4 protein-coding genes and 1 pseudogene are annotated in these 4627 nt (G+C 66.3%); all 5 read left to right on the top strand.

Annotated features, from left to right (window positions below; genetic code table 11):
- Positions 1–852, top strand: an 852-nt coding sequence (locus EOA60_RS19695) for a substrate-binding domain-containing protein (RefSeq protein WP_128311762.1), incomplete at its 5' end; no start/stop codon positions are given.
- Positions 853–897: 45 nt separating this feature from the next.
- Positions 898–2361 (top strand): sugar ABC transporter ATP-binding protein, encoded by a 1464-nt coding sequence (locus EOA60_RS19690; RefSeq protein ID WP_067323041.1) that lies wholly within the window; start codon positions 898–900, stop codon positions 2359–2361.
- Position 2362: 1 nt separating this feature from the next.
- Positions 2363–3337, top strand: coding sequence for an ABC transporter permease (locus EOA60_RS19685; protein WP_128311761.1), 975 nt, complete (start codon positions 2363–2365; stop codon positions 3335–3337).
- Positions 3338–3340: 3 nt separating this feature from the next.
- Positions 3341–4288: an ABC transporter permease gene (locus EOA60_RS19680; RefSeq protein WP_095826249.1), complete on the top strand. Its 948-nt coding sequence runs from the start codon at positions 3341–3343 to the stop codon at positions 4286–4288.
- Positions 4289–4434: 146 nt separating this feature from the next.
- Positions 4435–4627: pseudogene (locus tag EOA60_RS19675) on the top strand (BMP family ABC transporter substrate-binding protein); the annotation flags it as partial.

Here is a 4627-nt window from a genome sequence, read left to right as displayed (position 1 = left end):
GAGGACAAGGTCGTGGCGGCGGCGGATGTCTTCACCACCGCCGACAAGGAAGTGCCGACGCAAGCCGCGCAGGTGCAGAACCTGATCCTGCAGGGCTATGACGCCATCGTCATCAACGCCGCCTCGCCGGATGCGCTGAACGGCGCCATCAAGCAGGCCTGCGACGCCGGCATCGTCGTCGTTTCCTTCGACGGCATCGTGACCGAGCCTTGCGCCTACCGCGTCGTCGTCGACTTCAAGGACATGGGTAGGCAGGAAGTCGAGCAGATGGCCAAGTTCCAGCCGAAGGGCGGCAATTTGCTGGAAATCCGCGGGCTGGCAGGCACCTCGATCGACGATGCCATCCATGCCGGTATCCTCGAAGGCGTCGCCGCCCATCCCGAGTTCAAGATCGTCGGCTCCGTGACCGGCGACTGGGACCAGACCACGGCGCAGAAGGCGGTGGCGACCATCCTGCCGTCGCTGCCGGAGATCGTCGGCGTCGTCGACCAGGGCGGCGACGGCTACGGCGCCGCGCAAGCGTTCGCCGCCGCCGGCAAGCCGCGTCCGACCATCATCATGGGCAACCGTCAGGACGAGCTGAAGTGGTGGAAGGAGCAGAAGGACAAGGACGGCTACCAGACCTGGTCGGCCTCGATCGCGCCCGGCGTGTCGACGCTCGCCTTCTGGGTAGCGCAGCAGGTGCTCGACGGCCGCAAGGACGTGCCGCACGATCTGCTGGTGCCGTATCTCGCCTTCACCCAGGACAATTTCGAGGCCGCGCTGCCGAAGATCAAGGAAGGCGGCGTCGCTACCCACGAATACACCCAGGAAGACGCGATCGCGGCCATCAAGGCCAACATCAAGCAATAGCGGCGCGACATTGCCAGCCGCATCGCCGACCGGATATCGTTGAGGATGCTCCAGGCTATTGCAGACATCGTCAGGCTGGACGGCGCCGAAAAGCACTTCGGCGCCGTCCGCGCGCTCAACGGCGTCGACTTCCATGTCGGCGCCGGCGAATGCGTCGGGCTGGTCGGGCACAACGGCGCCGGCAAGTCGACGCTGATGCATATGGTTGCGGGCACGCTGCGGCCCGATGGCGGGCAGATCGCGGTGCGTGGCAACCAGGAAGCGAGCTATTCCGTGGCGCGCGCGCTCGAGCTCGGCATACGCTGCGTGTTCCAGGAGCTGTCGCTCTGCCCAAACCTCAGCGTCGCCGAGAACACGCGCATCAACCATCCCTCGCTCAGCGGGCTCGGCTGGCGGCGCAAGGCCGCCGATCTCATCCAGGCCAAGCTCGACGAGATCTTTCCCGACCACGGCATCGCGGCGGACGACATTGCCGGCGATCTGTCGATCGGACGCCGCCAGATGGTCGAGGTGGCGCGCGCCTTCACGCTGACCCGCGAGCCGCTGCATCTGGTCATCCTCGACGAGCCGACCTCGTCGCTCGATGCGCACACGGCCGGCCAGCTGCTTTCATTCGTGCGCCGCTTCGTCGCCGCGGGCGGCAGCTGCATCCTGATCTCCCATGTGCTGGGCGAGGTGCTGCAGAATGCCGACCGCATCGTGGTGATGCGCGACGGCAAGGTGGTCGCCGCCGACGCCGCAAGCGCGTTCGACCGGGACAAGCTGGTCGCCGCGATGGGCGGCGCCGGGGAACATCAGAAGGCCGCCGCCGAGACCCGCAAGGTCGCGGTTGGGGCTCTCAGGGTGCGGGCGCGCCCGGCGCGGCAGCAGGATGGCAAGGAGCTTGTCGCCCGGGCGGGCGAGATCATCGGCCTTGCCGGACTCGCGGGGCATGGCCAGACGGACCTGCTGCTCGCGATCTTCTCGGCCGCCTCGCGCGCCAGGGCCGGCATCGAAGTGACGGCGCCGGTGGCGCTGGTCGCCGGCGACCGCCAGGCGGACGGCATCTTCGCCCAATGGTCGATCGCCCAGAACATCGGCATCCGCTCGCTTCAGCGCCTGCGCGACGGCCTGCTGATCTCGCCGCAGCGCGAGGCGGAGCTGGCCGAATTCTGGAAGAAGAAGATCGGCATCCGCACGCCGGACATGAACAACAACATCTATTCGCTGTCGGGCGGCAATCAGCAGAAGGCGCTGTTTGCGCGCGCGCTCGGCTCCGATGCCGAGATCGTGCTGATGGACGATCCGATGCGCGGCGTCGACATCGGCACCAAGCTCGAAGTCTACGACCTCGTGCGCGAGGAGGCCGGAAAGGGCCGCACCTTCCTCTGGTACACGACCGAAACCGAAGAGCTCGACAATTGCGACCATGTCTATGTCTTCAAGAACGGCCGCATCGTCGCCAATCTTGGGCGCGACGAACTGACGGAGGAGAAGATCATCCAGTCCTCGTTCGGCGACACGGCCTGAGATGACGGCGATCGCTCCCGGCACGGTCCCCAAATCCTCGCGCGGCAGCGCGGCCCGCGCACGCACGCTGCGCAGCCTGCTGCCGGCGCTGTCGCTGGCGCTGGTGCTGATGGCCATCGCCTGGCTCAATCCGCGCGCCATCAGCTATTTCGGCTTCAATCTAATGCTGAACCTGGCGATCCCGATCGCGCTGGCGACGATCGCGCAGATGTTCGTCATCGCCGGCAATGAGCTCGATCTCTCGATCGGCACTTTCGTCGGCTTTGTCGGCTGCGTCACCGCCACCTGGCTCAGGGATGCGCCGTTCATCGGTGTCGCTGTGCTGCTCGGTTCAATCGGCGTCTACGCGCTGCTCGGCGCGCTGATCCATCTGCGCAACCTGCCCTCGATCGTGGTGACGCTCGGCATGAGCTTCGTCTGGCAGGGGCTGGCTATCCTCATCCTGCCGAAGCCGGGCGGCAAGGCTCCGGACTGGCTGCTGGCGATCATGTCTTTCAAGCCGCCCTATATCCCGTTCCCTATCCTGGCGGCATTGCTCATCGCGGCGATCGTGCATTTTGGCCTGATGCGCACTTCATATGGCGTCATCCTGCGCGGTTCCGGCGGCAATGCCGCGGCGCTCAGGCGCGCCGGCTGGTCGCTGCTCAAGACAAAGATCGTGCTCTTCGCGCTGACGGGCCTGTTCGGCGTGCTTTCCGGCATGGCGCTGATCGGCATCACCACTTCGGCCGACGCCAATATCGGCAACGGCTACACGCTGCTTTCGATTGCCGGCCTCATCCTTGGCGGCGGCGAGTTCGTCGGCGGCCGGGTGTCGCCGATCGGCGCGGTCATCGGCGCGCTGACACTGGCTTTGGCCGCCTCGCCGCTCTTGACCTTCACGCACATCCCGCCCGATTGGCAAGTGGCCGCCAATGGCGCGATCCTGATCATCGTGCTGGCGGCCCGGGTGCTGATCAGCCGCAGGGAGAGGTGAACGATGACCTCGGTCCGGATGCTGCTTGAAAAACCCTGGCTCTGGTCCTTCGTCGGCGCCGTTCTCGTGTGGGTGGCAACCGTCGCCTTCACCGGCGGCTATGGCGCCGGCGGCATGGTCACGGCGGCACTTTCGCTTGCCGTCTTCACCGTCATCGTCGGCGTCGGCCAGATGTTCGTCATCACGCTCGGCCCCGGCAATGTCGACCTGTCGCTGCCCGCCAATATCGGACTGGCGAGCGCGGTGGCGATGAAGGTTATGGGCGGCAGCGATTCGATGATCGTCGTCGGGCTGTTGGCGGCGCTCGCCTGCGGCGCGGCGATCGGCGCCATCAACTATCTGCTGATCTGGGCGCTCAGGATTCCGCCGATCATCGCGACGCTGTCGGCGAGCTTCATCATCCAGTCGGTCGACATCAGCTACGGGCGCGGCCTGCAGATCAAGCCGCCGCCGGGCTTTGCCGATTTTACCAACTGGCAGGTGCTGGGGATCCCGGTGCTGGCGATGCTGACGGTGGTCTTCACCGTCGCCGCGGCGCTGGCGCTGCAGCGCATGATCTATGGCCGCTCGGTGCTGGCGATCGGGCAGAACATCCGTGCCGCCTGGCTCGCCGGCGTCAATGTCGGCCGCATCCGCTTCCTCACCTACACGCTGTGCGGCGCGCTGGGCGGCATCGACGGCGCGCTGCTTGCCGGCTATTTCCGCGGCGCCAATGTCGATATCGGCAATGAATATCTGCTCGCCTCCATCGCGGTCGTCGTCATCGGTGGCACCTCGGTCGCCGGCGGCAAGGCTAACGTGCCCGGCGTCTGGGGCGCCGGCCTGTTCCTGGTGCTTTTGCTCACCATGCTCAACACCTTCGGCGTCAGCGCCGGCGTGCGGCTGGTGCTGACCGGGCTGATCATCGTCGGGGTGATCACGGCGGCGGGTGGCGAGAAGGCTGTGCGGTGACAAGTCGCGAGGAGGGGGTCGCTCTCCGGGTCTCTCCAGCCAAATTTGACCATGTGGACAAAGGTCGGGCGTCGTTCCATAGTCCTCCCGTCTGACATGTTTTGAACGGCCGGCTCGACACGGCCGTCGAGTTAGAGGGGATTTCAATGGAAAACGATCATCGCAAAACGCAACGCGCCGGCCTGTCGCGGCGCAATGTGCTGGAACTCGGCGTCCTTGGGCTGACCGCGGCGGCGCTGCCCGGCGTGGCCTTCGCCAAGGACAACAAGCTGAAGGTGGCGGCGATCTTCGCGACGCCGATCGAGGAGCCGTGGGACAACCAGATCCATGTCGCCCTGC

Origin of the sequence: Mesorhizobium sp. M1A.F.Ca.IN.020.06.1.1, from assembly GCF_004023265.1 — a bacterium.
Classification (GTDB): domain Bacteria; phylum Pseudomonadota; class Alphaproteobacteria; order Rhizobiales; family Rhizobiaceae; genus Mesorhizobium.
This window is presented reverse-complemented; position numbering and strand designations above follow the sequence as displayed.